Annotated in this window: 29 protein-coding genes and 1 tRNA gene; 21 read left to right on the top strand and 9 right to left on the bottom strand. The window is 45.9% G+C overall.

Going from position 1 to position 24,801, the window contains the following annotated elements:
• Position 1: 1 nt before the first annotated feature.
• The gene (locus OS145_RS06250) at positions 2-844 is read right to left on the bottom strand and encodes a restriction endonuclease (RefSeq protein WP_006955409.1); all 843 of its coding nucleotides are present in this window, start codon (positions 842-844) and stop codon (positions 2-4) included.
• 261 nt (positions 845-1,105) lie between these two features.
• On the opposite strand from OS145_RS06250, the gene OS145_RS06245 reads away from it, so the two are divergent.
• The 3 genes from OS145_RS06245 to OS145_RS06235 all read left to right on the top strand — a co-directional run bounded on the left by OS145_RS06245 (position 1,106) and on the right by OS145_RS06235 (position 3,014).
• Positions 1,106-2,290 (top strand): GGDEF domain-containing protein, encoded by a 1,185-nt coding sequence (locus tag OS145_RS06245; RefSeq protein WP_006955408.1) that lies wholly within the window; start codon positions 1,106-1,108, stop codon positions 2,288-2,290.
• 128 nt (positions 2,291-2,418) lie between these two features.
• Complete coding sequence (locus OS145_RS06240) at positions 2,419-2,826, top strand: hypothetical protein (RefSeq protein ID WP_006955407.1); 408 nt, start codon at positions 2,419-2,421, stop codon at positions 2,824-2,826.
• Positions 2,823-3,014: a helix-turn-helix transcriptional regulator gene (locus tag OS145_RS06235; RefSeq protein ID WP_006955406.1), complete on the top strand. Its 192-nt coding sequence runs from the start codon at positions 2,823-2,825 to the stop codon at positions 3,012-3,014. Before OS145_RS06240 ends, OS145_RS06235 begins: the two co-directional genes overlap by 4 nt.
• Positions 3,015-3,058: 44 nt before the next feature.
• Here OS145_RS06235 and OS145_RS06230 read toward each other — a convergent pair whose 3' ends face one another.
• The 3 genes from OS145_RS06230 to OS145_RS06220 form a co-directional block, all read right to left on the bottom strand.
• The gene (locus tag OS145_RS06230; protein ID WP_006955405.1) at positions 3,059-4,057 is read right to left on the bottom strand and encodes an NADP-dependent oxidoreductase; all 999 of its coding nucleotides are present in this window, start codon (positions 4,055-4,057) and stop codon (positions 3,059-3,061) included.
• A gap of 121 nt (positions 4,058-4,178) precedes the next feature.
• Positions 4,179-4,255, bottom strand: a tRNA-Val gene (locus OS145_RS06225).
• Between the two features lie 117 nt (positions 4,256-4,372).
• Entirely contained in the window at positions 4,373-5,347 is a 975-nt protein-coding gene (locus OS145_RS06220; RefSeq protein ID WP_165477451.1) for a DUF3080 family protein, read from the bottom strand.
• Between the two features lie 94 nt (positions 5,348-5,441).
• Between OS145_RS06220 and OS145_RS06215 the strand changes: the two genes are divergently transcribed.
• A complete protein-coding gene (locus OS145_RS06215) occupies positions 5,442-6,053 on the top strand; it encodes a riboflavin synthase (protein WP_006955403.1) in 612 nt (203 codons plus the stop codon).
• On the opposite strand, the gene OS145_RS06210 is transcribed toward OS145_RS06215, so the two are convergent.
• Both OS145_RS06210 and OS145_RS06205 read right to left on the bottom strand, forming a co-directional pair.
• Positions 6,047-6,256: a CPXCG motif-containing cysteine-rich protein gene (locus OS145_RS06210; protein WP_006955402.1), complete on the bottom strand. Its 210-nt coding sequence runs from the start codon at positions 6,254-6,256 to the stop codon at positions 6,047-6,049. The two genes, OS145_RS06215 and OS145_RS06210, sit on opposite strands and share 7 nt — an antisense overlap.
• Positions 6,257-6,291: 35 nt before the next feature.
• The gene (locus tag OS145_RS06205) at positions 6,292-7,176 is read right to left on the bottom strand and encodes a DMT family transporter (protein WP_006955401.1); all 885 of its coding nucleotides are present in this window, start codon (positions 7,174-7,176) and stop codon (positions 6,292-6,294) included.
• 151 nt (positions 7,177-7,327) lie between these two features.
• On the opposite strand from OS145_RS06205, the gene thrS reads away from it, so the two are divergent.
• The 7 genes from thrS to OS145_RS06170 all read left to right on the top strand — a co-directional run bounded on the left by thrS (position 7,328) and on the right by OS145_RS06170 (position 14,254).
• The gene (gene thrS, locus OS145_RS06200) at positions 7,328-9,244 is read left to right on the top strand and encodes a threonine--tRNA ligase (RefSeq protein WP_006955400.1); all 1,917 of its coding nucleotides are present in this window, start codon (positions 7,328-7,330) and stop codon (positions 9,242-9,244) included.
• 20 nt (positions 9,245-9,264) lie between these two features.
• Positions 9,265-9,807, top strand: coding sequence for a translation initiation factor IF-3 (infC, locus tag OS145_RS06195; RefSeq protein WP_083405017.1), 543 nt, complete (start codon positions 9,265-9,267; stop codon positions 9,805-9,807).
• A 77-nt stretch (positions 9,808-9,884) separates the two neighbouring features.
• The gene (gene rpmI, locus OS145_RS06190; RefSeq protein WP_006955398.1) at positions 9,885-10,082 is read left to right on the top strand and encodes a 50S ribosomal protein L35; all 198 of its coding nucleotides are present in this window, start codon (positions 9,885-9,887) and stop codon (positions 10,080-10,082) included.
• Positions 10,083-10,096: 14 nt separating this feature from the next.
• Positions 10,097-10,450 (top strand): 50S ribosomal protein L20, encoded by a 354-nt coding sequence (rplT, locus tag OS145_RS06185; RefSeq protein WP_006955397.1) that lies wholly within the window; start codon positions 10,097-10,099, stop codon positions 10,448-10,450.
• A gap of 125 nt (positions 10,451-10,575) precedes the next feature.
• The gene (pheS, locus tag OS145_RS06180; RefSeq protein WP_006955396.1) at positions 10,576-11,556 is read left to right on the top strand and encodes a phenylalanine--tRNA ligase subunit alpha; all 981 of its coding nucleotides are present in this window, start codon (positions 10,576-10,578) and stop codon (positions 11,554-11,556) included.
• Positions 11,557-11,569: 13 nt separating this feature from the next.
• Positions 11,570-13,954, top strand: coding sequence for a phenylalanine--tRNA ligase subunit beta (gene pheT / locus OS145_RS06175; RefSeq protein ID WP_006955395.1), 2,385 nt, complete (start codon positions 11,570-11,572; stop codon positions 13,952-13,954).
• Between the two features lie 3 nt (positions 13,955-13,957).
• On the top strand, positions 13,958-14,254 hold the full coding sequence (locus OS145_RS06170) for an integration host factor subunit alpha (protein ID WP_006955394.1): 297 nt from the start codon (positions 13,958-13,960) through the stop codon (positions 14,252-14,254).
• Between the two features lie 33 nt (positions 14,255-14,287).
• Here OS145_RS06170 and OS145_RS06165 read toward each other — a convergent pair whose 3' ends face one another.
• From OS145_RS06165 to OS145_RS06155, 3 genes are all read right to left on the bottom strand, one after another.
• Positions 14,288-14,968 carry a ChrR family anti-sigma-E factor gene (locus tag OS145_RS06165; protein WP_006955393.1) on the bottom strand — a complete coding sequence of 227 codons (681 nt, stop codon included), beginning with the start codon at positions 14,966-14,968 and terminating at the stop codon, positions 14,288-14,290.
• Positions 14,961-15,581: a sigma-70 family RNA polymerase sigma factor gene (locus OS145_RS06160; RefSeq protein WP_040487855.1), complete on the bottom strand. Its 621-nt coding sequence runs from the start codon at positions 15,579-15,581 to the stop codon at positions 14,961-14,963. Before OS145_RS06160 ends, OS145_RS06165 begins: the two co-directional genes overlap by 8 nt.
• Before the next feature lie 81 nt (positions 15,582-15,662).
• Entirely contained in the window at positions 15,663-16,241 is a 579-nt protein-coding gene (locus OS145_RS06155) for an LON peptidase substrate-binding domain-containing protein (RefSeq protein WP_006955391.1), read from the bottom strand.
• A 181-nt stretch (positions 16,242-16,422) separates the two neighbouring features.
• On the opposite strand from OS145_RS06155, the gene OS145_RS06150 reads away from it, so the two are divergent.
• The 10 genes from OS145_RS06150 to OS145_RS06105 are packed head-to-tail and all read left to right on the top strand — an operon-like array spanning position 16,423 to position 24,762.
• Complete coding sequence (locus OS145_RS06150; protein ID WP_006955390.1) at positions 16,423-17,358, top strand: YbgA family protein; 936 nt, start codon at positions 16,423-16,425, stop codon at positions 17,356-17,358.
• A gap of 2 nt (positions 17,359-17,360) precedes the next feature.
• Positions 17,361-18,767, top strand: coding sequence for a deoxyribodipyrimidine photo-lyase (gene phrB / locus OS145_RS06145; RefSeq protein WP_006955389.1), 1,407 nt, complete (start codon positions 17,361-17,363; stop codon positions 18,765-18,767).
• A complete protein-coding gene (locus tag OS145_RS06140; protein WP_006955388.1) occupies positions 18,760-19,194 on the top strand; it encodes a nuclear transport factor 2 family protein in 435 nt (144 codons plus the stop codon). Before phrB ends, OS145_RS06140 begins: the two co-directional genes overlap by 8 nt.
• Positions 19,191-19,916: an SDR family NAD(P)-dependent oxidoreductase gene (locus OS145_RS06135; protein WP_006955387.1), complete on the top strand. Its 726-nt coding sequence runs from the start codon at positions 19,191-19,193 to the stop codon at positions 19,914-19,916. The genes OS145_RS06140 and OS145_RS06135 overlap by 4 nt, the downstream gene beginning before the upstream one ends.
• Positions 19,916-21,190: an NAD(P)/FAD-dependent oxidoreductase gene (locus OS145_RS06130; RefSeq protein ID WP_006955386.1), complete on the top strand. Its 1,275-nt coding sequence runs from the start codon at positions 19,916-19,918 to the stop codon at positions 21,188-21,190. The genes OS145_RS06135 and OS145_RS06130 overlap by 1 nt, the downstream gene beginning before the upstream one ends.
• Positions 21,183-21,920 (top strand): DUF1365 domain-containing protein, encoded by a 738-nt coding sequence (locus OS145_RS06125; RefSeq protein ID WP_006955385.1) that lies wholly within the window; start codon positions 21,183-21,185, stop codon positions 21,918-21,920. The genes OS145_RS06130 and OS145_RS06125 overlap by 8 nt, the downstream gene beginning before the upstream one ends.
• A gap of 12 nt (positions 21,921-21,932) precedes the next feature.
• Complete coding sequence (locus OS145_RS06120; RefSeq protein ID WP_006955384.1) at positions 21,933-23,165, top strand: class I SAM-dependent methyltransferase; 1,233 nt, start codon at positions 21,933-21,935, stop codon at positions 23,163-23,165.
• Positions 23,166-23,184: 19 nt separating this feature from the next.
• The gene (locus OS145_RS06115) at positions 23,185-23,694 is read left to right on the top strand and encodes a DUF2878 domain-containing protein (protein ID WP_006955383.1); all 510 of its coding nucleotides are present in this window, start codon (positions 23,185-23,187) and stop codon (positions 23,692-23,694) included.
• Entirely contained in the window at positions 23,691-24,233 is a 543-nt protein-coding gene (locus OS145_RS06110; protein WP_006955381.1) for a chalcone isomerase family protein, read from the top strand. The genes OS145_RS06115 and OS145_RS06110 overlap by 4 nt, the downstream gene beginning before the upstream one ends.
• On the top strand, positions 24,211-24,762 hold the full coding sequence (locus tag OS145_RS06105; protein ID WP_006955380.1) for a DUF3833 domain-containing protein: 552 nt from the start codon (positions 24,211-24,213) through the stop codon (positions 24,760-24,762). Before OS145_RS06110 ends, OS145_RS06105 begins: the two co-directional genes overlap by 23 nt.
• Positions 24,763-24,801: the final 39 nt, after the last annotated feature.

The following is a 24,801-nucleotide window of genomic DNA, read 5'->3' as shown; positions in this document are numbered from 1 at the left end:
ACTATGGGCGCGTGCCATGACATTTTGGAAACCGCTTGCAACCCCAAAAAGATTCGCCCCTATTGGGTCCACGACGGGCTATGCGTTTTACCATAGGCCCTTCACACTTGGGACAAACCTGTGTGGTTGGACGTGTGTTTGGGCTTGGGGGAAATCTAACAGCGGCTTTTTCGCGTTGTCGCACAAATCGATGGAAGGTTTCGCCATCGATAATATGTATGGGTTTTCCCTTTGCGAAAATGTGCGCGTCATGCGTCAGCTCGCCAGACGTTACGATAAAGCCACCAGCGGCGCCTTCTGCTATGACAACACCAAATAGTTCCCTTACGACTGAAACAGGTACTTTGCGATATTTCCACTGTTTACATTGCACCAAATACAACTGACCGTTTCGTTCGATCCTTAAATCAATTCCACCATCTGGTCCAGTAGGTGTTGGCTTCACATGATAGCCCTCGCGGCTAAAAAATTCGCCAACGAGTTGTTCAAAATGCTCCCAATCCACAGTTTTTAATACGGCAGGTTCGGACGATTGGATAACACGTTCATAGCGTTGTTGGTTCGATAAAGCGTTTATTAATGAAACGATACTGGCCAAAATTAGAAGTGCAGGGAGCGCAAATTGCAATAGAGGTAACAGCAGTTGCCCCATGAAGTGGGCCATATAAGCGGTCATGCTGGTGGGATCATTAATGTCTATTTCAACGGTACCCCATGTATGCGACTGAACAATGAGATTGATACTAAAGTAGGTAATGGGGGCAAGAAAAAGACTGATATACCAAGGCCAAGTTGAGAATAAGTCGAGCAACCCCTCGATTAATGATTTACTTCTACGCGGCATCACGGTTCCTCGCTACCGTTAACTCAACGTCTATCGAACTCACATTGCAGATAACATGCAAGCGAATCGCTATGACATTAAAAGGATACTTATTTTTAACATTGTGCTATGAATATATATTTGTGTCGCACTTAAATCAACAGATTCGTCAAGTGCCGTGTCTATTTTCTCGGCTTCAGCGTATTTTATTTGTTAAACAGTTCTGCGTGAATTACGATAACGGTGCTCACCATCATAACTTATGTACAAGGACTTTCTCGCTTGTCATTACAACAAAAATACAATGACATTAATTGGCTAACAGGGCAGTTTAGGGATTCACGGCGCGAAGCAAGCTATCGCGACTCGATAAAATTACGGGTTAGGCATGACTCTCGCTTAGCACTGATGCTGGTTTCCCTGATTTTCGCGATGTTTGCTGTCACCGACTATAATCTGCTCGGTCATTCAACTGATTTTTTTACCTTAATATCGATGCGAGCGGTCGTGGTTTCAAGTTGTGTCGTGTTGGCATTAATTCTTGGACGGGTTGGTAACTTTTCTCGAAAACCACTTCTTCATGCCTTGCCGTTATGGGTTCTTGCCGCGGGTATTATCTCGATCGTGCCTTTAAGACCCGAAAGCCTTTACACTCAAATTACGGCGGTTGTTGTCGCCATCATGGCGTTTTACCTACTCATTCCAAGTTTATTAACCATTGCCAGTTGGGCGAGTGGATTTCTCAGTGTTGGATTTATAGTAGCTTCAGTAGCTTATGCCGAGGTCTCCGTACCAACTGCCACTCGTCTCGTTCTTCTTCTTATCATGGCTAATATTGTCGGTTATTGCGCGTTGTTAAGACTTGAAATACTCCAACGTAAGCAGTTTTCTTTATTAAATGAAGAGCGCGACCAGAATTTAGCCTTGCAACGAGAAGTAGAACACCGAAAGTCTCTCGAAGCACAGTTAAGAAGATTAGCCGAACGGGATACCTTAACCGAGCTTGATACGCGCAGTCATTTCATTAAACGTGCTGAAGCTTTATTAGAAAGAGCTTTACGCGAAAACACGGCATTTTGCTTACTTATGATAGATGTCGATCACTTCAAGCAAATTAATGATACTTGGGGTCATACGCGGGGTGATGAGGTACTTAAGCAGGTTGCTAAAACCATTCGTCAATCGCTTCGACGTGTCGATGTGGTGGGTCGTTTTGGTGGTGAAGAGTTTATCGTGGCGATGCCGAACACGCACCATAAAGAGGCGGTCAAGTTAGCTCAGCGATTAACCGCTAATGTTAACGCAATCGAGTTACCATCTCCCTTAAATCAAGTTTCGGTCAGTATCACCGTCGGTATCGCAATGAAAAGCAATGAGCGCAGCTTGGATCTGCTCATTCAGCGCGCTGATGAGATGCTTTACAAAGGAAAGCGAAACGGTCGAAACCGAGTTGAGTTGGCGCGCTGAGGAACTCACCAGCAATTACTCATTAGCCATGTCAAATAAACTTGACTTTATTCTTTGTGCGGCTACTATGGTAAAGTGTATTTTACATTATGACGTGTTTTATTTACTTTACTAAATGGAGAACAAAAATGACTGAACGTAACGAGTGGCAGCAACAGCAGTGCCGATCGAATAAATTACTGGCGGTTTGGACAGGGTTATGGGTACTTACGTTGGCGCTGGCGAGCTTCGGACCTAAGCAATGGTGGGACAGTTCGACAATGACTTATGTAGCTAGCGTAGTAAACATCATTATGGGTGCTGCCATGATATGGGCGAACAAACGTCACTTAGACCATCAAGACGAGCTGCAACGAAAGGTTCAGCTAGAGGCGATGAGTTTAGCGCTTGGCATCAGTGTGGTTTTAGGCCTTGCGGCGACATCGCTAACGCAAAATAGCTTGTTGGGTTTTGATTTTGAGATTTCACACTTGATGATGGTACTCGGCGTCACTTATATTGTTGCGCTTTTATTAGGGATGAGGAAATACCGATGAAAAACCGACTCAAAGTGTTAAGAGCTGAGAGAAACTGGACTCAGAATGATCTTGCGCAGGCATTGTCGGTTTCACGTCAAACAATCAATGCGATTGAAACAGGAAAGTTTGATCCGAGCTTACCGCTAGCATTTAAAATTGCCAAGGTATTCCAATGCACTATTGAAGACGTTTTTTCTGACGACTAGTGGGTAAAATGCCACTTGCGTATACAACGCAAGTGGCTCAGTTATTAGAGTTTGACTAATAATTTACCTTGGTTCTCACCACTTAGAAACATGTTAAGTCCTTCAATCGCCGACTCTAAGCCTTCAAGTACGTGAGCCCGATATTTGATATCGCCATTTGTCACGTAAGGCGTTAATTGTTTCAGTAAGGTGGGGATTTGATCAAAATGATCCGGCATCGTGAAGCCCTGAATTGTCAGTCGCTTCTTGATGATTGGAATCCAGCTCGGTCCAGGGCTTGGTTGCTCTTTATCGTAATCCGCAATCATGCCACAGACAACAATGCGTCCATGTGCATTCATGCGTCCCATGACCGCATGTTGAATCGGACCGCCGGTATTCTCAAAATAGAGGTCAATGCCATTTGGCGTTAATTCAGCTAACTTGGCGGGAATGTCATCAGTCTTGTAGTTGACTGCGCCGTCAAACCCAAGTTCGTTAACAATCCACTCTGCTTTTTCGTCTGAACCGACTACGCCAATAACCGAGAGGCCATCGGCTTTCGCCATTTGACCGACAATCGAGCCGACGGAACCGGCTGCGCCTGTGACTACCAACGTTTCACCTTGTTTGGGTTTCCCCACGTTTAATAGACCTTGTGTTGCGGTAAGGCCGGGAAGAGCAAACACCGAAAGCACCATTTCATCGGGCGCACCTGTTTGCACTTTATTAATTCCTTGACCATCGCTGAGCGCATACTCCTGCCAGCCCATCATTCCCATGACGCGATCGCCTTCGGCAAAATCAGGGTGTTTACTTGCAACGACTTCACCGACACCTGAACTGCGCATCACAGAGCCGAGTTCAACCGGTGGAATATAACTTTCTTTGTCTGGGCTCATCCAGCCAAACATGGCGGGATCCAATGACATGTGGGTTTGTTTAATCAGTATTTGACCGTCGTCGACGCTGGGACGATCGAGTTCAACGATCTCGAAAATATCCTTGGAGACAGGACCAGGCTGAGGACGTTTGACTAGTTTAATTGCTTTATATTGGCTCATGAAGCTCCTCGCTACAGGTAAGTGTACTGACGATGCAGATTAACTATGTGCGAAACTTACGAATAGAGCAACTTGAGCGGATCAGAGGGTATAAAAATAAAAATTGTTAAATTTAAGGAAGTGGTGCGTCCGAGTAGACTCGAACTACCGACCTCTGCCATGTCAAGGCAGCGCTCTAACCAACTGAGCTACGGACGCACTGTTTGGGGTTGTCGTGAAGACGGGCGCTATATTATTGATTTGAAGTTAAGCATGCAAGTACTTTTTTATCGGATAGCGTGTGTTTGCTTGTTAAATCACCAAAGTGTACGAAATTTAGCGTCCAGCCTTAAATCCACATGCTTCAAAAAACTGTTGCCAGGGTTGGACGAAAGACTTAGTTGCTTGCGTTAACCGCGCGTCGTAAAGGGCCCATTGATTTAAATAGTGTTTAAGCTCAGGTTGTGGCGCTTTCATTGCAAGCGTGTTTAATGCCTCGCTAAAACGCTGGTACTGGCGTTGTATATCCGCTAAGTCGCCTTGTGTTTGTTTGATAAAAACTGAAATAAAGGCGCTATGTAAACGGTGAGCGCGCTCGGGTATACCTTTCGATAAGCAACCGGCAGGCTGAGCAAGGTTATCCAGCTGCTCGGAAAATTGCGTGAGTAAAACAGAGTACTCAGCGATGCTTCGCATCAGTTGAGGCAAGTAGTTTTCTTGCGCCAAGACTTTTAAGGGCTCATTAAGGTCAACGGCTGTATTTGGCTCCTCAAGCCATGAAGTGACCGCATTCAACGCATTTATACTGTGACTAAATTCAGTGTCGGAAATGGTTACTAATGGCGTTGCAGCCATCGTTAGCGCGTGCCTGAGCCCTTTGTCCGTTGCAAGCGCGCGTGCCAGACGAGCAGACGTTGTGTCGCTCAGTTGCTGCGCAGCGGTAATGAGTTCAGCAGCAAAAGCTTCTGACTGCGGTGACTTAGCACATTGTCTGAGCGCTTTAATGAGGCTTTGATCATCTTGAAAACGAGAGAATCCATCATCAAGGCGACCTAATGCACTATTGCGTTCAGCAATCAGTTGACCCGCGCGACAATGATTCAGTTGTAGCGCTGTTAAAAAGCGCATAGTGGGTGTTGATGCCGTCGGCTTGAGGACGCGAACGTCAGGTAACTGCGGCGGTCGGGGCTCGAATGTGAGCGGCGTTAATTCAATATCTAAGGTAAAGGCTACGCGCTCGTGTAGAGCGTGCAAACTGGATACAGTCGAGGGCTGCGAACAACCCACCAACGAAACTAACAAAATTGCCACTATCCATGCGTTAACACAACGCTTTGGCTGGAGTCGCGTAACTAAAAGCTTTAAACTGGTCAGCATTGTGTTGTTAGCTAAGGACATAAGTTAAATGTTCACAGGTATTGTTCAAACCAAAGCCAAAGTGGAATCGCTGACTGATAAGGGCGATTTTCGTCATTTGACCGTCTCAGTCGAGCCACATCATGTTGATGGCGTTCAACTGGGGGCCAGTATAGCGATAAACGGTGTTTGCTTAACAGTGGTTCACTTTGATGAGACACAGGTTTCATTTGATGTGATTGATGAAACGCTGCGGCTGACTAACCTAGGCGAACTGAAAGTAGGCTCGGAGGTTAACTTCGAACGCTCGTTGCGGGTTGGCGATGAAATGGGCGGTCACTACGTATCAGGGCACATTCATTGCACCGCTTCGATCCTTGATATTGAAGTCAGTGAACATAATTGGTCAGCTTGGTTGTCGTTACCGCAAGCTCAAGTACCTTATTTGTTCGCGAAGGGCTTTATTGCCGTGAATGGTGCGAGTTTGACGGTGGGACAGGTACAGGATAATAAATTTAGTTTGCACCTTATACCCGAAACATTGCGTTTAACGAACTTGGCTGCACTGAAGCCAGGCGATAATGTGAACATTGAGATGGACCAACAAACTATCACGACTGTCACAACGGTGGAGCGCGTCCTCGCTGCACGCGGTCAATAGAATTGTTCATCATTGCCGTCGACCTTTAAACGAGTTTGTGCGTTAATGGGGTCGACGGTGAGTTGGATATGAATCAGGTCACCGCAGGCTGAACATTCTTCTTGGTAATCCTGATCGCCATTACTGCTATCTACACCGAGTTGCGTCGTATGCCCGCAGTGGGGGCAACGGACGATTGCATGGGTCAGGTCTTCCTCGTGCATAACGGTCACCGTTTGGTTTTTTAGGGTAGCCTTAATTATAGAAAGAGAATCGCAATACCACCTAATGATACCAGTGCGCCGAACAGCGAACGCACGGTAATCTTTTGTTTTTTCAATAAAGAAATTGGAATTAAAAAAAGTGGTGCAGTGGACAGAAGTGTTTGTGTTAAACCCGGATTAATATGTGCAATAGATAGCTGCTGTAACCAAATCGCTAAAAAGGTGCCAAAAAAGATAGCACCCAGCAGTGGCAGTGGGTTAATGGCTCGGCACTGGCGAAAAATGGCTTGAAAAGCGTGGCGTTGTGATATTCCAACAATCAGCGCTAATAGAATAGAACCGGCCGCAAGGCGAATAAATGCCGCACTGAGCGGATCAATAAGATCATTTTGTAATACCGAAAAAGCCATTACCAGCCCAGTTGCTTGACAGAAGGCAGCACCACAGCCAAACAGGATACCGCTGATGGACAGCGACGGCTGCTGATTCGGCGCACGTTCAGTGACGACCAATAAAACACCCAACAAAGTCACTAGCGCACCGATAATTTCGATACCAGAAAGGCCGTCGTTTAAAAACAACCAAGCCATAAACGCAGCTAGAGGTGGCGCTAAGTATTCGAGTAGCATCGCGTGCCAGGGGCCCAAACGGCGCAATGCGGCAAAATGGCAGCTGTCGCCTACGGTAATACCAATTACTCCGCTGAGGGCGAGTAACCAGGGCCCTGCACTAAATACCAACGGTGCGCCAAACAGGGCACTCATACCGAATAGCAACGGACTGGCAATTACGCCTTTGATGAGATTCATTTGTAACGCTGAGAAGTGAGCACCGGCGCGATGATAAAGTATCGAAGCCACTGCCCAAAAAGCGGCTGCTGTTAACGCTGCTAGCTGCCCCCAAACACTCGCTAGATCCATGTGTTACCCTTGCTCTCACAAAAAGCCTGCATTATAGTGTGGGTTTACGTTCGATGGTACCGAACGTAAACAATTTCGTATGGTTCGACAAAGAATCGATGTTAGCGCATGTGGCACTTGGTAGGTGTCACCACTGTAGAAAGGAAGTTTCATGCCTGTAATCACTCTCCCTGACGGTAGTCAACGCGAATTTGATCAACCTGTATCCATTTTGGATGTGGCTCAAGATATTGGTGCTGGTTTAGCTAAAGCCACCGTAGCAGGCCGTATTGACGGTGAACTCGTCGATGCCTGTGAAATGATTGAACACGATGCGCGTATTGAGATCGTGACACCGAAAGACGATGACGGTTTACATATTATTCGTCACTCTTGTGCTCACTTATTAGGTCACGCGTTTAAGCAATTATGGCCGGACGCAAAAATGGCGATAGGCCCAGTCATCGATAACGGGTTCTATTACGATGTTGACGTTGACCACACATTAACGCAGGACGACCTCGATAAACTTGAAAAACGCATGAAAGAACTGGCGAAAACTGAGTATCAGGTCATTAAGAAGAAGGTGAGTTGGCAAGAAGCGCGTGAGACGTTTGTAGAGCGCCATGAACCATACAAAGTCGAAATTCTCGACGAAGATATTCCAACGGATGCCAACCCGGGTCTTTACCACCACGAAGAATACATTGATATGTGCCGTGGACCACACGTGCCAACGATGAAATTCTGCCAACACTTTAAAGTGATGAAAATGGCGGGCGCATACTGGCGTGGTAACTCAGATAACAAGATGTTGCAACGTGTTTACGGTACTGCGTGGGCGGATAAAAAACAGTTAAAAGCGTATCTGCAACGGTTAGAAGAGGCCGAAAAACGCGATCACCGTAAGATTGGTAAGGCACAAGACCTGTTCCACTGGCAAGAAGAAGCGCCAGGTATGGTATTTTGGCACCATAACGGTTGGACCATTTTCCGCGAACTTGAAGACTTCGTGCGCGAAAAGCTTCGTGAATATCAATACCAAGAAGTGAAAGGTCCGATGATGATGGACCGAGTATTGTGGGAAAAGTCGGGTCATTGGGAGAAGTTCTCAGACCTGATGTTTACGACATCATCGGAAAACCGCGAGTACGCGGTAAAACCAATGAACTGCCCAGGTCACGTACAGATCTTTAACCAAGGTCTTAAGTCTTACCGTGATCTGCCATTACGTATGGCCGAGTTTGGATCGTGTCACCGGAATGAACCTTCAGGTGCGTTGCACGGACTGATGCGTGTACGTGGCTTTACACAAGACGATGCGCACGTTTTTTGTACAGAAGATCAGGTGCAAGACGAAGTCGCTGCGTGTATCAAAATGGTCTACGAAACATACGAAACCTTTGGTTTCGATAAGATCGATGTGAAGCTTTCAACACGCCCTGAGAAACGCCTCGGTGATGATGCAACTTGGGATCGCAGTGAAAAAGCTTTAGCGGATGCCTTGAAAGCGCATGATATCGACTTCACCTATTTACCCGGTGAAGGTGCCTTCTACGGTCCTAAAATTGAATTTACTTTGTTCGATTGCTTAGGTCGTGCGTGGCAGTGTGGTACAATACAGTTAGATTTCGCGTTACCAGGTCGTTTAAATGCGACTTATGTAGGTGAAGATAACGATCGCCATACGCCTGTGATGATTCACCGAGCCATTCTCGGCTCACTTGAACGTTTTATGGGCATTCTTATTGAAGAGTATGCGGGGAATTTCCCGTTGTGGCTCGCACCGACGCAAGTCGTGTTGATGAATATTACCGATAATCAACGCGATTACGTCAATAAAGTAGTGAAATCCCTGAATGAAAAGGGAATTCGTGCATCAGCCGACTTGAGAAATGAGAAGATAGGCTTTAAAATCCGAGAACACACTTTAAAACGTGTTCCCTATTTGCTAGTTGTCGGCGACAAAGAAGTCGAGGCTGGCGAGGTTGCGGTTCGTACTCGTAGCGGTGAAGACTTAGGTAAGTTTCCGCTCGAACAGTTTGTTGAGCAGTTACAAGCAGAAGTGCGTACACGCAAAATCAATTAATTAGTTTGGAGGAATAAACCATTAAAGGCGGAAAAAGAACTCAGAAAAGCGCTGACAAAAATCGTATCAATGACGAAATTCGTGTTAATGAAGTTCGCTTAATTGGCACGGAAGGTGAACAGATCGGTATTGTAAGTATCAATGAAGCTCTTGAAGCAGCAGAGGATGCTGGTGTTGATTTGGTCGAAATGAGTCCAAATGCTGAGCCACCTGTCTGCCGCCTTATGGATTACGGTAAGTTTCTCTACGAAAAGAGTAAAGACCAGAAAGAGCAGAAGAAAAAGCAGAAACAGATTCAGGTTAAGGAAGTCAAATTCCGACCTGGCACAGATGAGGGCGACTACCAGGTAAAACTGCGCAACCTGCGTCGTTTCCTCGAGGGAGGTGACAAAACTAAAGTCACTATCCGTTTCCGTGGCCGGGAAATGGCACACCAAGAGTTGGGTATTGAGCTGCTAACTCGTATTAAAGACGATTTAGACGAAATCTCAACTGTTGAGTCGTTCCCTAGAAGGGCCGAAGGTCGCCAGATGATTATGGTTCTGGCACCGGCTAAGAAGTGATTGTGGTACACAAGTAGTTCAGCCTCGGTTGAACTCACCCTGTCACACTTTTAATCAACAATGCGGAGTTTTATTTCATGCCAAAAATGAAATCAAACAAGGGCGCGTCAAAGCGCTTTAAAAAGACTGCTTCAGGCGGTTACAAGTGCAAGCAATCTCACTTGCGTCACATTCTGACTAAGAAGACACCTAAGCGTAAGCGTCAGCTTCGCGCGAAGAGCATGGTCCACGAGGCCGACGTCAAATTAGTCGATCGTATGTTACCATACGCGTAAGGAGGGATTAGCAAATGGCACGAGTTAAACGTGGTGTGATCGCGCGTGCGCGTCACAAGAAAGTCCTAAAGCAGGCGAAAGGTTATTATGGTGCTCGTAGTCGCGTATATCGCGTTGCGGTGCAGGCAGTTACTAAAGCAGGTCAATACGCATACCGTGACCGTCGCAACAAGAAACGTCAATTCCGTCAATTGTGGATTGTTCGTATCAATGCGGCAGCGCGTCAAAACGGTTTGTCATACAGCCGCTTTATCAACGGTCTGAAGAAAGCATCGGTAGAAATCGATCGCAAAATCCTTGCCGACATCGCTGTACATGACCAAAGCGGTTTTGCAGCCTTGGTTGAAAAGGCGAAAGGTGCACTGTAATCGGCAAAAAGGCTTTGCCAAAAACCGATAAACAGATTTAAAAGGGAGCCAATTTGGCTCCCTTTTTTATGGCTTTTTCGTTAGAATAGAGCTTTCGTAATTTGCATGATAGGTTGAGGGAACGAATGCAGTTAGAACAAATCGTTGAACAGGCGCAGCAAGCTATTGCTGAAGCTGATTCGCCGCAAGCACTGGACGAAGTGCGCGTTGAATACATGGGCAAGAAAGGCCGGTTAACTGAGCTGTTAAAAGGCTTAGGTCAGCTTGAACCATCTGAGCGTCGCGACGCTGGACAAAAAATTAACCAAGCTAAACAACAAGTCCAAGCTGATATTAACGCCCGCAAAGAGGTTTTAAAGGCGGCTGAGCTCGAAGCAAAGCTTGATGCTGAGCGTATTGATGTGACCTTACCTGGACGCGCTAGCCAAGTGGGTGGCGTACATCCTGTTACACAAACCATTCGCCGTATTGAATCATTCTTCGGTGACTTAGGTTTCAGTGTGAAGCAGGGCCCAGAAGTAGAAGACGGCTTCCACAACTTTGACGCGCTCAATATTCCAGCGAATCACCCTGCACGTGCAGACCACGATACGTTCTACTTTACTCCCTCAACGATGCTAAGAACGCAAACTTCGGGTGTGCAAATCCGTACCATGGAGGCTGAGCAGCCACCATTACGTATCATTTCGCCAGGTCGCGTATATCGTAACGATTACGACCAAACGCACACACCGATGTTCCATCAGGTAGAAGGCTTGATGGTTGATAAAGACGTGAGCTTTACGCAGTTAAAAGGCATTTTAGAAGACTTCTTAAATAACTTTTTTGAGGAGTCGTTAACGGTTCGTTTTCGTCCTTCTTATTTCCCGTTTACTGAACCTTCCGCTGAAGTGGATGTAATGGGTAAAGATGGTAAATGGTTAGAAGTATTGGGTTGCGGAATGGTTCACCCAAATGTACTTCGTGCAGTCGGTATTGATCCCGAGCAATATACAGGCTTCGCTTTTGGCATGGGTGTAGAGCGATTAACCATGCTGCGCTACGGCGTGACCGATCTGCGTGCGTTCTTCGAGAACGACCTGCGATTCCTAAAACAGTTTAATTAAGAGGGCGGCGAACATGAAATTTAGTGAAAATTGGCTAAGAAGTTGGGTCAATCCAGACATTTCTAGTGAAGCGCTGAGTGAGCAACTCAGTATGGCTGGCCTTGAGGTTGATGGTTTAGAGCCCGTTGCAGCAGACTTTCATACTGTTGTCGTTGGTAAAGTCGTTGAATGCGGTCCTCATCCAGACGCCGATAAGTTACAGGTCACTAAAGTCGATGTGGGTGAGAATGAATTACTTGATATCGTTTGCGGTGCACCGAACTGCCGTAAGGATTTAATGGTTGTGGTCGCTAAGGTTGGCGCGGTATTACCGGGTGACTTCAAAATTAAGAAGGCAAAGCTGCGCGGACATCCATCGCATGGTATGTTGTGCTCGTTTAAAGAGCTGGGTCTAATTGATGACCACGACGGTATCATTGAGCTACCTTCAGACGCACCCATCGGCAAAGATTACCGTGAGTACTTGGGTCTGGATGACTTAAGTATTGATATCGATTTAACACCCAACCGCGGTGACTGCCTGAGTATTCGTGGCATAGCACGTGAGGTCGGTGTACTGAATAACATTGATGTGTCCGAGCCGACAGTTGACGCTGTTGAAGCAACTCTCGAAGACGCCAAAGCAATTCATTTAGATGCACCGGTTGGGTGCCCTCGTTACTTGGGGCGCGTAGTAAAGAATGTTGACGTTAAGCAACAAACACCGTTGTGGATGAGTGAGAAACTGCGTCGCAGTGGTATACGTAGCATTGATCCTGTGGTTGATATCACCAACTACGTCTTGTTGGAGCTGGGCCACCCGATGCACGCATTCGACCTCGACCGCATTCAAGGCGATGTTCATGTGCGCTATGCCAATAAAGGTGAGACCTTAACTTTATTGGATGAGCAAGAAGTGAAACTCGATGACGATGTGCTAGTTATTGCTGATGACAAGCAGGCATTGGCTATGGCGGGCGTTTATGGTGGTCTCGGCAGTGGTGTAACACGAGAAAGCAAAGATATATTCCTCGAAAGCGCATTCTTCGCGCCTGATGCGATTTTAGGTAAAGCACGTCGTTTTGGTTTGCACACGGATGCGTCTCATCGTTATGAACGCGGTGTTGACCCAGAATTGCAACGCCAAGCCATGGAGCGCGCAACACAGTTGTTGATTGAAATTTGTGGTGGTGAAGCAGGTCCTATCGTCGAAGCCAAATCAGACGAGCATCTACCTAAGCCAGCTGAAGTGACGCTGCGTGCGGCACGCCTCACGAGTGTATTAGGAATTGATATTGAAGCTGCTCGCGTGACTGAAATTCTCGAGCGTCTAGGCTTTGACGTCAAAGTGGAGACAGGCGAGTGGTTGGTCAAAGTGCCGACTTATCGATTTGATATTGCCATTGAAGAAGATCTTATCGAAGAGGTTGCGCGCGTATTTGGGTATAACAATTTTCAGGCAGCTGCGCCTGCTGCACAATTACGTATGCGCCCACAACAGGAATCACTGATCAGCACACATCGCTTAGTGGATGCGATGATTGAGCGGGGCTATCAAGAAGCAATTACGTATAGCTTCGTAGACCCGAAACATCAAGCGGCGTTATTTGATGAAAGTGCATCGCTAACATTACCCCATCCTATTTCGGTGGACATGTCATCAATGCGGTTAAGCTTGTGGCCAGGCCTATTGAATGCGCTAGCGCATAACCAAAAGCGTCAGCAATCAGTGTTAGCTTTTGTCGAAACAGGCTTACGCTTTATCCCTGATGAAGCGGCTGAAAATGGTGTGGTGCAGCAACCGATGTTTTCTGGCGTGCGTTCAGGTAAGGCCTATGGCGAACATTGGTCGGCAGAAGACCGTGGCGTTGACTTCTATGATGTAAAAGGTGATGTCGAAGCCTTGTTGAAAAAAACGGGTATCAATGATGTTCGTTTTGTAGCGAGCGAACACAGCGCTCTGCATCCAGGACAGTCTGCTGCGATATACCGTGGTGAGCGGTGCATTGGCTATATGGGCGCCTTACATCCTAAGTTTGAGAAGACATTCGGTCTTAATCAACGTGCTTTTGTGTTCGAATTGCAACTTGATGCGATTAACCAACGTAGTATTCCATCGGCTCAACCCGTGTCGCGGTTTCCGAGTATCCGCCGAGACTTAGCGGTTGTTTTAGATGAACGTATCGCGGCGGGTGAAGTGTTAACTACGTTGAAGAACATTGGCGTTAATCAGTTGATTGACCTAAACTTATTTGACGTTTACCAAGGCGATAACTTGCCAGAAGGTAAGCGTAGCTTAGCTCTTTCTGTCACACTTCAAGATAACGAAAAGACCCTTGAAGAAACCGAAATAAACGGCATTATGGAAAAGCTAGTATCGACGTTACAGTCGGAGTTTGATGCAACCTTGAGGGATTAGGATATGGCGCTGACTAAAGCAGAACTCGCTGAGGTACTTTTTGACAAGTACGGTGTAAGTAAGCAAGACGCTAAGGATTTAGTAGAGGCGTTTTTTGAAGAAATACGTTCTGTTTTAGAGTCGGGGGAAATGGTCAAGTTATCAGGCTTTGGTAACTTTGAACTTCGAACAAAGAATCAGCGCCCAGGCCGTAATCCAAAAACGGGTGAGGATATTCCTATTTCAGCTCGCCGAGTGGTGAGCTTTAAACCCGGTCAAAAATTCAAAAGTCGCGTAGAAAACACAAAGCCCGAGCAATAGCTCGGGCTTTTTTATTACGTTATGCTTAAAACGTTAGCGAAAAAATAAACTACTAAATGGATTAAGCAGGCGACTGATACCCGATGTAAAGAACAACGGTGCGTCTAATGTCGCAAGGGTCAAGCAGTCTTCCGTCGCAGTACGAGGTGTGTGCTTACGATCCGCATCCAACAAGATAAAATCACCGTCATAATAGGCATCGTGCTCATCGTTAAATACACCATCAATCACAAGTGTGGCTTCTTGCCCTTTGTGAGTATGTTCCGGTACTTGCGCACCAGGTTCCATGTAAATTAAGTTGGTCTGACCATCATCGGACAAATCAACCGGTGCTCTCCATAGCTTACCCACTAAATGAGTCCATTCTCCGATACGATGAGCGTTGTGCGCCAAAGTCGTCGGTAAATTAAAGCGACGACCCTCAAGGCTAACTAAGTCTTCGCGTTGAGCCGCTGGTTTAGCCTGAGAGTTAAAAATCGCCTCTAACATTTGGTCGCATTGAGTCTTCGACATAGCACCTTTGGAGGGCGCGCAAATCGTTTCAACAAGACTATCCAAATGTTTGCTACATAAATCTTCCTCTATTTCACAAACCGTTCGTTTGCAAATAGGGCACATATCAATATGTGTACCAACAACTAATGTCATTGATGCACTAAGGTCGCCTGAAGCGTACTGATACAAAATTGCTTCAGAGGGATGTGACTTAATCATGCTCAACTATTAACTCTTTCAATTTCTTTAATGCAAGGCGCGTACGAGACTTAACCGTGCCCAATGGAATTCCAAGAGAGTCGGAAACTTCTTGCTGCGACTTACCCTCGACATATATTTTTTCTACCACGATACGTTGCGCATCTGGCAACTGACCGTAGTAATGAGAAATCTCTTGCAACAGAATGTCTTGGTCCAACGCGTAATCGTCGTCTAAGTTATCATTCTGCTCGGCCAGAATTGGCCATAGTTCATCAGCACTTATATCATCCTTGCGCTTTTTATTCTTTCTTAATAAATCGAAACGAATATTGCGCGCAATTGTGAAAATCCAAGTCGAAGGTGAACCCTTATCGGCCTTAAATAAATGTGCCTTGTGCCACACATTTGTCATTGTTTCTTGCACAAGATCCATCGCAGTTTGCTCGTTACCAAACTGACGCGTTCCATAAGCTTGCAACTTAGGTGCAAAATGTGAGAACAATTCACTGAACGCTTGACGGCTACGCGTTTCAGCAATCTGAGCCAGAAGTTGCGCAGCTTTTTCTGCAGTGTCCTGCTGGGATGTGGTCATAACTCCCCGTTGTGAAGTATGAGATGTCACCGTTTGCATAACTAGACCTGCTATTGTTGTTAGTTGGTATATCTAACTACGAGAACAAGTTTAAGTTTGGATCAGTCGATCTCAAAAAAGTTACGTAACCAAGTTTAGCAGATAATCAGCAACTTGCTCACTTGATTGCGATTTAATTAACTCTTGTTTGGTGTGAACGTCGAGTGGCAAAATTTCCAGCCAACGCTGGCACACCCAATCGAGTTGTTCAAACGGTTTTTCATCATACAAATCACCAAGTTCTGGGTAAACACCATAAATTTCTTCAAGGCGTTCTTTAAGCACGGCAACCTCATCCGTAATCGGTGTCGGCTGCCACAAAGGAAGCGCTTCGACGTCACCGATTCGAAGCCCATCCTCCTCGAATTCGTGATGTTTTATGTGAACTCGACGTTCACCTTGTACAGTAATACCCAGAAAGCCATCGTTGAGCATTTCAAAGTCAACAATAGTGACTGCGGTGCCAAAGGGCAGAATATAGTCAGCATCATATTTGTCGATACCCGGGTCAAACATGCACACCACAAACTCGCTTTGGTTTGCCATGCACTGTTTAACTAGACGTGTGTAGCGTTGTTCGAAGATGCGCAATTTAAGCTTCCCATTCGGCATGACATGCGCCGTCAAGGGAAATAAGGGTAAACGCTGCACTTTTTCCATACGATACAACTATCCTGAATTTGGTTTGATTTAACATGCTTTACGCATGCTTATTCAGCTTGGATCTAAATTTGTATAACTTAAGCAAACCTTTTTTGCTGTAAGTCCGTTATGGTAGATGGCAACATCGATGCAACAATATATATAATGTATTATAAGCTTGTAAATAAACGGAGTTTTGATGCGTCTAAAAGTTGGAATAAGTGCCTGTTTATTGGGTGACGAAGTGCGTTTCGATGGTGGACATAAGCGTTCACCTTTTTGTGAAAATGAACTTGCCAAACACGTAGAATTTGTCAAGTTTTGCCCGGAAGTGGGTATTGGGTTACCAGTGCCTCGACCCACCATTAGGCTTGAGTTTCACGATCAGCAGATACGCGCTGTCATCCCTAAAACCGGTGAAGACGTAACCGATTCATTGAAAAGTTTTGCAGACCGAGTTCAACCAAAACTTAAGGATCTATCGGGTTACGTGTTGTGCGCGAAGTCACCTAGTTGCGGTATGGAGCGGGTAAAACTCTACGATCCTAAAACCGGCAGCGCGCGCAAAGAGGCGATGGGCTTGTTTGCCGAGCGATTGCATGAATTGGAACCTGCACTACCGCTTGAGGAAGATGGTCGTCTGAATGACCCTCACTTACGAGAAAACTTTATCTTGCGTGTATTTTTATACGGTCGCTGGAAATCCTTGCCGCATCCGTTGAGTAAGTCGGCATTATTGAAATTTCACACACAGTCTAAATTGATTTTGATGGCTCACAACCAAGCCGAATATCGCGCCCTGGGGCGCGAGGTCGGTGAAGCAAAATCAATTGATGAGGGCTTCTGCCAACGTTACATCTTACAAGTTATGAACGCGCTTAGTAAGCCGGCTTCAAGGCGTAACCACACGAATGTATTGCAGCATATTCAAGGTTACTTCAAGCAGCATTTAGATAAAGAGCAAAAGCACGAATTAAGTCAACTAATACTCGACTATCACGATGGTACGTTACCGCTTATGGCTCCCTTGACGCTTATTCGTCATTACTTACGTGAGTTTCCCAATGAATATCTAGCCGAACAGTGGTATGTCACACCATACCCTGAAGATTTAAAATTAAGATATGGACTATAACTATGGCGGCAGTTGTTTGGTTTAGAAGTGACTTGAGAACGGTAGACAATCCGGCGCTCGATGCAGCCTGTCTTAATCACAAACACGTTTATGCGTTATTTTTAGTACCCCAGCGTACTTGGCAGGCGCATGACTGGGCGCCCATTAAAGTCGATTTATGGTGGCGTCATTTAGCAGAGTTTAAGCAGGAGCTCGCTGACAAAGGAATTGGTTTTTCGATTTTTACAATCGATCGATTTAGCCAAAGTGGCGCAACGATTGCCGATTTCTGTGAGAAACATAAAGTCAATACGGTATACGCAAATAGAGAGTATCCACTGGATGAGATAGAACGTGATAAGCAAGCCAGGGCATGCTTTGAGCAGCGTGATATCGAGTTTCAGTTATTTGACGGTAACTTACTCGTGCCGCCAGAGGCTGTGGAAACAAAACAGGGCGGCTACTACAAGGTATTCACGCCATTTAACCGAGCTTGGCGTACTGAGGTTGCTAAAATCAGCGATTGGACGCCAGAGTCTTGGCGCGTTGAAAATACCGTAGCGAGCAGTACCGAGCTACCGCAGTGTCCGTTAGAGCGTAAAAATAGTCAAACCTACCCGGTCGGACGACAAGCCATTATGGGTAAACTGGGTCAATTTATTGAACATCAGGTTGACGAATACAAAGCGCGTCGCGATGAACCCTCCGTTGATGGCACCTCGATGATGTCTGCATACTTTGAAATGGGAGCGATTGCGCCGAAAACTGTAGCGCGCGCACTCTCGTCATTGTCACCAGAGTTTCCGTATGGGCTCGAGCCCGGCGCAGACACCTGGCTAACAGAAGTTGCGTGGCGAGAGTTTTATCAGCATCTCATGTTTCATGAACCTCGATTAAGTCGAGGAGAGAACTATCAGACAGAAACCCAAGGGTTACCTTGGCGAGACGCTGAAGAAGATTTTCAAGCTTGGTGTGACGGGCGCACAGGCTTTCCTATCGTCGATGCCGGCATGCGACAGCTCAATGAGACCGGATGGATGCACAATCGTTTACGTATGATCGTGGCTAATTTTTTAGTCAAAGATCTACTGATCGACTGGCGCAAAGGAGAGCAGTACTTTATGCGTAACCTTGTGGACGGCAGCTTTCCAGCTAACAACGGCGGCTGGCAATGGAGTGCATCGGTTGGTACTGATGCGGTCCCTTATTTTCGGGTTTTTAATCCTGTCCGCCAGAGTGAGAAGTTTGATCCCGACGGAATCTACATTCGTACTTGGATAAAAGAACTAGCGGATGTACCGAGTAAACATATTCATTGGCCACATTCGTATTTGAAACAGCATAAAACGGGGTACGTGTCTCCAATAGTCGATCATAGCGAGGCGCGTGAGCGATTTTTATCGACGTTTAAGCAGGTGAAAAATGGATAACAAAGAGTTAGTGGAAAAGCTTAAGAGCTTTTACGAGGAATTTTCGACGGATCAACTCGATGATTTAGACTCGATATATCATGACGATGTTGCGTTTAATGATCCCATTCACCAAGTCGTGGGCCGAGATGACTTGCGCAACTATTTTGAGCACACGATGGAAAACGTAGAGTATTGTCATTTTACGTTTGAAGACGAAGTCATTGGTGATAAGCAGGCCTACTTGAGTTGGCAAATGCGATTTTCGCATCCAAAGCTCGCCAACGGTCGTGAAATCATTCTTCCAGGCGTTTCACATGTTCAGTTTGAAGACGAAAAAATAAGATTACAAGAAGACCACTATGATTTGGGTGCCATGTTATACGAGCATGTACCTTTGGTCGGGTTTGTTATTGATAAGATCAAACAGAGGCTGGTGTCATCATGAAAGTACTCATCACCGGTGCTACCAGTGGGATTGGTCAACAACTCGTTGCGGACTATGCCTGCGAGGGTCATAACGTGGTCGCTTGCGGGCGCAACGCCGATGCGCTGAAAAAATTGGCAGACGAGTTCCCTGACTATGTCGAAACGTTACAATTCGACACGGTTGATCGCGATAAAACAATTGAGCTTTTGGGATCAATCAATCAAATCGATGTTGCCATTTTGAGTGCGGGTGTCTGTGAATACTTGGATATTGAATCATTTGACGCAGAGCTCTTTGAACGGGTATTTACCGTTAATGTGCAAGGCACAATGAATTGCGTGCAAGGTTTGTTGCGGACGCTTCAACCAGGTTCGAAATTAGTGCTGGTAGGTAGTCTTGCACGACTATTGCCATTTACGCGGGCTCAAGCCTATGGCGGATCAAAAGCAGCGATTCATTATATTAGTCGCTCACTCGAAGTGGATCTTGCCCCTAAAGGTATTCGGGTGCTCTCGATTTCACCGGGGTTTGTTAAAACCCCGATGACCGATGCTAACGATTTTGAAATGCCGATGCGAGTTTCTGTCGATTATGCCTCTCAGTGTATCCGCAAAGGTATCGACAAGAACAAACGAGATATCGGTTTTCCTACCATTTTTACATTGATGTTAAAAACCATGTCTATTCTGCCTCAAGCGTGGCAAGTAGCGCTCAGTAAACGTATGTCGAAGGGAAATTAATGAAAATAGCAGTTGTAGGAAGTGGTATTGCAGGCTTAACAACGGCATATTACTTAACTGACCACCATGAGGTGACGGTATTCGAAAAAAACGATTATATCGGCGGTCATACAAATACCATTGAGGTCAATGATGAGAAAGGCCCTGTTGGTGTCGATACGGGCTTTATCGTGTTTAATGACCGAACCTATCCGCGTTTCAAACGTCTAATGACTGAAGTGGGTGTGACGTGGCGGGACACTGAAATGAGCTTTAGTGTGCAAGATCCAGAGTCAGGTCTTGAGTATAACGGACATACTTTACTTACTTTGTTTGCCCAAAAACGTAACTTGTTTCGACCCAAGTTTTATAGATTGCTTAAAGGTATTGTTACGTTTAACGAAGCGGCAAAAAAGGCTGCAAAAGAGAATAGCGATAACGACCATATAACCTTGGGTGAGTTCATCGATTCGCTGGATTTAGATGAGCAAGTCGCGCATTATTATTTGCTACCGATGATCTCCGCGATTTGGTCATCAAGTATTAAAGATGCCTACCAGTTTCCATTAGGCTTTTTCTTGCGCTTTTTCTTAAACCATGGTCTGTTGGACATCAGCAATCGCCCCCAGTGGCATACGATTGAAGGTGGTTCTAGCGCTTACATTCCCAAATTAACCGCTAAATTTAGTGACCGTATTCGTTTGTCTCAAGATATTAGTGAAGTCCGACGCACTGAGAATGGCGCATCGTTAACCTTCTTAGATGGTCATGTTGAACACTTCGATCGTGTTGTGTTTGCTTGTCACAGCGACCAAGCATTGGCATTGCTAGCAGACGCTAATGATGCCGAAAAGCGTATTTTGGGTAGCATCCCCTATAAACTAAATGAGGTTGTATTGCACACCGACCGTGCTCTATTGCCGCTTCGAAAGGCCGCTTGGGCAAGCTGGAATTATCGTTTAAGAGTCGGTGAGTCGGCGCAGCGCGAACCAAGTTCAGTGACCTACAGCATGAATATTTTGCAGGGTTTAAAGACGCAAGCGCACTACCTTGTTACGCTCAATAATAGTGAGGCTGTTGATCCGGACAAGGTGATTAAAAAACTGTTTTATGCACACCCTCAATACAGCACAACCTCAATGGCTGCCCGCAAAGATAGAGACCTGATCAATGGTCATCGCAACACCTATTTTTGTGGTGCTTACTGGTACAGCGGCTTCCATGAAGACGGTGTACACAGTGCCATAGACGTGGTTAATATGATTGCGCCGGAGCTTAATGTAGATAATGGATAGCGGTATCTATTGGGGGCAAGTTTTTCATGAACGCCGAACCCCAAAACATCATCAGTTTAACTATCGGTTTATGCAGTGGTGCGTGTGCCTAGACGAGCTTGACGAGGTACACCAGCAAAGCCGCTGGCTCAGTACCCGAGGCTTTGCGCCGCTGTGGTTCAGACGTAATGATTACCTACGGGGCTCAACAGGGGACCTAAAAACCGCTGTGCTTGAAAAAATGAACCAGCTCAATTCGCGAGCGCTTAGCGGTCGAATCTGGTTTGTCGGTAATCTGCGAACTTTTGGTATTTATTTCTCTCCTCTCAACCTATATTTTCTGCAGCAGGGTGAGCACTTTACCCACGTGCTCGCTGAGGTCAGCAATACACCTTGGCTGGAGAGGCACTATTACCTTGTTGACTTGGCCGAAACTGTGCCTGAGCACGAAAAGGCATTCCATGTTTCTCCTTTCAACCCGATGGATATGCGTTATCGATGGTATATCGAGCCACCAACTGATAAGTTGTCGGTAACCATAAAAGCTTGCCGCGAAAGGGCTGAGTTTATCGCAGGCATGAAGTTGTCTAGAAGTGAGTTAAACCGTAAATCAATAAAACACGTAATAAAAACTGTGCCGTTTATGGCGCTAAGAATAATCGGTGGAATTTATTGGCAAGCGTTAAAGTTGTTCATCAAGCGCATTCCCATATACGACCATCCTAAAACAAAAAAAAGTAAGACTAGATAAAGGGTACGATCGATGTCTCAAGGCGAAACTGTAATGCAAGCACCGCTGACTTACGGCTGGATAGATAAAGCAGCAAAACGTATGACGCAGGCGTTGCTTGCTCATTTAGGCGAAGGCCAGTTGATTGTTAAAGAACAAGGCAAACTGGTCGGTCATTATGGAGATAAGTCTTCAGACTTATGCGCTGAGATAAATGTATTAGACGCTAAATTTTATGTGCGCTTGTTGACCGGTGGCAGTATTGGCGCGGCTGAACTCTTTATTGATAAAGCGTGGGAAACACCAAATTTAACGGCAGTGATCCAGGTATTTGCTCGCAATATGGACGCGCTTGATAAATTGGAGCGAAAAGTCGCTTGGCTCACCTTTCCAATTAATAAATACCGTCATTGGGCCAACCGAAATCACAAGGCGCAAGCTAAGAAGAATATTTCGGCACACTATGATTTAGGTAATGAGCTGTACACCCGCTTTTTAGACACAAATATGCAGTACTCGAGTGCTCTGTTCTTACAAGGCAACGAGACACTTGAACAAGCGCAATTGAATAAAATGGATCGTCTGTGTCGGAAATTGGAGTTGAAGCCGACGGATCACCTCTTAGAAATAGGCACTGGCTGGGGTGGCTTAGCAATTTTTGCTGCGCAGAATTATGGCTGTCAAGTGACGACTACAACGATTTCAGAAGAGCAGTATCAATATGTAGCGGAGCGTATCAAATCGCTCGGACTGGAAGACCGTATCACACTGTTGAAAGAAGACTATCGCGACCTCACCGGTCAGTACGATAAATTGGTATCGGTCGAAATGATCGAAGCGGTCGGTAAGCGTTATTTGCCTGGTTTTTTCCAAGTTTGTAATGAACGCCTAAAGCAGAATGGACTGATGTGTATTCAGGCGATTACGATTGCTGACCAACGTTACGCGAGTTATTCCCGCTCGGTCGACTTCATACAGAAACATATTTTCCCCGGTGGCTTTTTACCATCGCTCTCTCTCATGACCGATTTATTTAAGAAAGAAACATCGTTGGTGGTTCGCGATGTGCGAGATTTTGGTGAGAGTTATGCCAAGACATTAGCGGCTTGGCGTGATCGGTTTAATGGTCGTGCCGGTGAATTAGAGCAGTTTGGTTACGATGCTCGATTTTCGCGCTTGTGGAATTATTATTTTGGCTATTGCGAAGGCGGATTTTTAGAAAAGACCGTATCTGTAGTACAAGTCACTGCATCCAAAACGTCATAAGGCGCTTCCAAGGAGACCTATGTCAACTTCGCTACAACACAAGATCGTTAGCTTCGTACTGTTTAACTTATTGTGGTTAAGTGCAGTTGCAGGACGGAGTGATTACCTATGGCTGACTATTGTGCTGGCCATCGCCCAATTTGCCTATAGCTACTGGATTGCTGAAATACCCGTTAAGAAAATGGCACAACTGTTAGCTGTGGGCTTATTACTCGAGGCGATAGCCATTAGCCTCGGTGCGATTGACTTTGTGGGCTCGGTTTTTCCGTTGTGGTTGGCGTTGTTATGGGTCGGATTTGCTGCGATGGCACCGGTCGCATTGGATTGGCTCGTTAAGATGCCGTTCGTTGCAGCCTTATTAGGCGCAGTTTCTGGTCCGTTTACTTACTATGTTGGATTAGGGTTCGGTGCGGGGACGGCTGAATCGCTATTCTTTACGTTACTCGTCTACGCGGTTGTGTGGGGACTCTTTATGTTGTTTTTCTGTCGTGCTATGCGAGCCAGTCCAAATGAGAGGTTAGTTCTATGAAAACCAAGTCATTAGCTTTAGCAAGTGCCTTAGTATGTGCTGGGCTAAGCACGGCTGTCGGCGCACAATCTATCGGTGAATGTAAGAAGCCATTGGCTGATGAATATAAAGAAGTTGGTCAAACACGTCTCAGTGTGCTGTTTTGGGACGTTTACGATGCCTTCCTTTATACGACAGATGGCGATTTTGACTGGTCGCAGCGCAAGCAGCAACGCAAAGCTCTATTGTTGCGCTACTTACGTGATATTGAAGCAAAGGAGTTGGTGGAAACCACGTCAGAAGAGTGGGAGAAACTTGGCTTCAATAGTCAGGAACAGTCGCAGTGGTTAGATAAGCTTTCGGAAATGTGGCCTGATATCAAAGAAGATGACTGTATCTTATTGAAAGAGACCAAAGAGGGTTATGCGGCATTTTATCAAGGCGATAAAAGCTTGGGTGTGATTAACTCGAGTCAGTTTACTGAACAATTTTTAGCGATTTGGTTATCACCTGAGTCGCGTTTTGAGGAGGAAAGAGATGAGCTGGTTGGAAAACAGTAATAAGCGTGTATCTCAATGGCTATTGGCAGTGGTTGCCTTGTTATCGCTTTCGGCGTGTTCAACAGCGATAGAAGAGTATCAAGGTGAGCAACCGAAGTTACAGTTAGAGGAGTTTTTTAAGGGCGATTTGGTCGCTCATGGTGTCGTGCAAGATTACTCTGGTAAGGTCATTCAGCGTTTTACCGTGCAAATGCAAGGCTCTTGGGATGGTAACCAAGGCACACTTGACGAGCAATTCACCTACGCGGACGGTCGCACACATGAACGTATTTGGAAGCTCACAAAAACGGGTCCCAACACCTACGAGGGGCGAGCATCGGATGTTGAAGGTGTCGCTGTTGGTACCACAGCGGGTAATGCACTTAACTGGGAATACGTGTTACAGGTTGAAGTCGATGGCGAAATGATGGCGCTCTCGTTGGATGATTGGATGTACTTGGTTGATGAAAACAATATGATTAACCGCACGCAAATGTATAAATACGGCTTGCCCGTGGGTGAAATTACGCTCTATATCGGAAAGCAGTAGCGCATTTACAAGAAATGGTTGTAGAAAATAGGGCGCTGG

Source organism: Idiomarina baltica OS145, from assembly GCF_000152885.1.
GTDB lineage: Bacteria > Pseudomonadota > Gammaproteobacteria > Enterobacterales > Alteromonadaceae > Idiomarina > Idiomarina baltica.
The sequence above is the reverse complement of the archived record's forward strand: the minus strand, read 5'-3'. Positions and strand labels throughout refer to the sequence as shown.

What these genes read in the sequence shown, in the direction of transcription:
- OS145_RS06235 (WP_006955406.1), top strand. Translation starts at nt 2,823, where the DNA reads ATGAAAAACCGACTCAAAGTGTTAAGAGCTGAGAGAAACTGGACTCAG.
- OS145_RS06230 (WP_006955405.1), bottom strand. Translation starts at nt 4,057, where the DNA reads ATGAGCCAATATAAAGCAATTAAACTAGTCAAACGTCCTCAGCCTGGT.
- OS145_RS06150 (WP_006955390.1), top strand. Translation starts at nt 16,423, where the DNA reads ATGCGTCTAAAAGTTGGAATAAGTGCCTGTTTATTGGGTGACGAAGTG.
- OS145_RS06115 (WP_006955383.1), top strand. Translation starts at nt 23,185, where the DNA reads ATGTCAACTTCGCTACAACACAAGATCGTTAGCTTCGTACTGTTTAAC.
- OS145_RS06215 (WP_006955403.1), top strand. Translation starts at nt 5,442, where the DNA reads ATGTTCACAGGTATTGTTCAAACCAAAGCCAAAGTGGAATCGCTGACT.
- pheS (WP_006955396.1), top strand. Translation starts at nt 10,576, where the DNA reads ATGCAGTTAGAACAAATCGTTGAACAGGCGCAGCAAGCTATTGCTGAA.
- OS145_RS06160 (WP_040487855.1), bottom strand. Translation starts at nt 15,581, where the DNA reads ATGCAAACGGTGACATCTCATACTTCACAACGGGGAGTTATGACCACA.
- OS145_RS06105 (WP_006955380.1), top strand. Translation starts at nt 24,211, where the DNA reads ATGAGCTGGTTGGAAAACAGTAATAAGCGTGTATCTCAATGGCTATTG.
- pheT (WP_006955395.1), top strand. Translation starts at nt 11,570, where the DNA reads ATGAAATTTAGTGAAAATTGGCTAAGAAGTTGGGTCAATCCAGACATT.
- OS145_RS06130 (WP_006955386.1), top strand. Translation starts at nt 19,916, where the DNA reads ATGAAAATAGCAGTTGTAGGAAGTGGTATTGCAGGCTTAACAACGGCA.
- OS145_RS06250 (WP_006955409.1), bottom strand. Translation starts at nt 844, where the DNA reads ATGCCGCGTAGAAGTAAATCATTAATCGAGGGGTTGCTCGACTTATTC.
- OS145_RS06135 (WP_006955387.1), top strand. Translation starts at nt 19,191, where the DNA reads ATGAAAGTACTCATCACCGGTGCTACCAGTGGGATTGGTCAACAACTC.
- OS145_RS06210 (WP_006955402.1), bottom strand. Translation starts at nt 6,256, where the DNA reads ATGCACGAGGAAGACCTGACCCATGCAATCGTCCGTTGCCCCCACTGC.
- OS145_RS06110 (WP_006955381.1), top strand. Translation starts at nt 23,691, where the DNA reads ATGAAAACCAAGTCATTAGCTTTAGCAAGTGCCTTAGTATGTGCTGGG.
- OS145_RS06165 (WP_006955393.1), bottom strand. Translation starts at nt 14,968, where the DNA reads ATGATTAAGTCACATCCCTCTGAAGCAATTTTGTATCAGTACGCTTCA.
- rplT (WP_006955397.1), top strand. Translation starts at nt 10,097, where the DNA reads ATGGCACGAGTTAAACGTGGTGTGATCGCGCGTGCGCGTCACAAGAAA.
- thrS (WP_006955400.1), top strand. Translation starts at nt 7,328, where the DNA reads ATGCCTGTAATCACTCTCCCTGACGGTAGTCAACGCGAATTTGATCAA.
- rpmI (WP_006955398.1), top strand. Translation starts at nt 9,885, where the DNA reads ATGCCAAAAATGAAATCAAACAAGGGCGCGTCAAAGCGCTTTAAAAAG.
- OS145_RS06205 (WP_006955401.1), bottom strand. Translation starts at nt 7,176, where the DNA reads ATGGATCTAGCGAGTGTTTGGGGGCAGCTAGCAGCGTTAACAGCAGCC.
- phrB (WP_006955389.1), top strand. Translation starts at nt 17,361, where the DNA reads ATGGCGGCAGTTGTTTGGTTTAGAAGTGACTTGAGAACGGTAGACAAT.
- OS145_RS06120 (WP_006955384.1), top strand. Translation starts at nt 21,933, where the DNA reads ATGTCTCAAGGCGAAACTGTAATGCAAGCACCGCTGACTTACGGCTGG.
- OS145_RS06140 (WP_006955388.1), top strand. Translation starts at nt 18,760, where the DNA reads ATGGATAACAAAGAGTTAGTGGAAAAGCTTAAGAGCTTTTACGAGGAA.
- OS145_RS06155 (WP_006955391.1), bottom strand. Translation starts at nt 16,241, where the DNA reads ATGGAAAAAGTGCAGCGTTTACCCTTATTTCCCTTGACGGCGCATGTC.
- OS145_RS06240 (WP_006955407.1), top strand. Translation starts at nt 2,419, where the DNA reads ATGACTGAACGTAACGAGTGGCAGCAACAGCAGTGCCGATCGAATAAA.
- OS145_RS06125 (WP_006955385.1), top strand. Translation starts at nt 21,183, where the DNA reads ATGGATAGCGGTATCTATTGGGGGCAAGTTTTTCATGAACGCCGAACC.
- OS145_RS06170 (WP_006955394.1), top strand. Translation starts at nt 13,958, where the DNA reads ATGGCGCTGACTAAAGCAGAACTCGCTGAGGTACTTTTTGACAAGTAC.